The following is an 843-nucleotide window of genomic DNA, read 5'->3' on the forward strand; positions in this document are numbered from 1 at the left end:
AGGTGGAAGCGCTTTATGCCGAGGATGTATCGAATAAGAAAGAGGCGTACTCCTGCGTCTTCGACTACATTGAAATGTTCTACAACAGCCACCGTCGGCATAGCACACTGGGGTATAAAAGCCCTAACACGGTTGAGCAGGAATACCTGAAGATGTGTGCGTAAATCAGTGTCTACTTTTGGTGGGGAAGATCAGAGTAAATCAGTATGAAGAAACTCAAAGCTCTCATTTTGGGGTTGGTAGGAGCCTCGTCCGTGGCAAGTGCTGAAGTGGAGATGAAATACTATCCTTCTGCTGGTGACGTATTTGAGGTGCAGGCGCCCGCAGACTGGCAGCAAAACGCCAACTCTGACTACCTTTCAATTTCTAGCCCCGATGGCAGAGTTTCTATTACCGCCAGCGCGTACAGCAAAGAAGGTGGAAGTTTGCAGGAGTTTGCCGAATACAGATTCAGTTCCGTACAGGATTTTTATACTCCGCAAACTGAGGTGCGTTCAATTGAGTCCGGGGTATTACGCGAGTATGAAGGCGTATGGCCGGGCGAGTCTGTTCCAACCTACTACGCGGTAGCAGCAGTCGAAGTTGGAAAGGCTTTTGTCAGCGTCACCGTGGTAACTGATCGTAAGGATTACGATGAAAATAAGCCTATGTACATCAAGATCTTTGAGACTATTAAGCTAAACTCATAACAAGTCGCTGTTGCCGGACAATTTTTCCACCGCTTCGCTGCTCCAAAATTGCCGCAAAGCTCTGCGTTATGTTTCTGAATAAACCAAATAGCGAGGCACTATGTGAGAGAGCAAATTTTTAGTAAGGCTGTCGAGGCTGGAGGTCGACTGACAG

The 843-nt window shown here is 47.6% G+C and carries 2 protein-coding genes; both read left to right on the forward strand.

What is annotated here, in order from left to right; all coding sequences use genetic code 11:
* Window positions 1-2: 2 nt before the first annotated feature.
* A complete protein-coding gene (locus A3730_RS30290) occupies window positions 3-164 on the forward strand; it encodes an IS3 family transposase (protein WP_156501045.1) in 162 nt (53 codons plus the stop codon).
* A 42-nt stretch (window positions 165-206) separates the two neighbouring features.
* Window positions 207-689, forward strand: a complete 483-nt coding sequence (locus A3730_RS07310; RefSeq protein ID WP_063519554.1) for a hypothetical protein — start codon at window positions 207-209, stop codon at window positions 687-689.
* Window positions 690-843 lie beyond the last annotated feature (154 nt).

It is taken from the genome of Alcanivorax sp. HI0044 (assembly GCF_001634945.1).

What these genes read in the sequence shown, in the direction of transcription:
- A3730_RS07310 (WP_063519554.1), top strand. Translation starts at nt 207, where the DNA reads ATGAAGAAACTCAAAGCTCTCATTTTGGGGTTGGTAGGAGCCTCGTCC.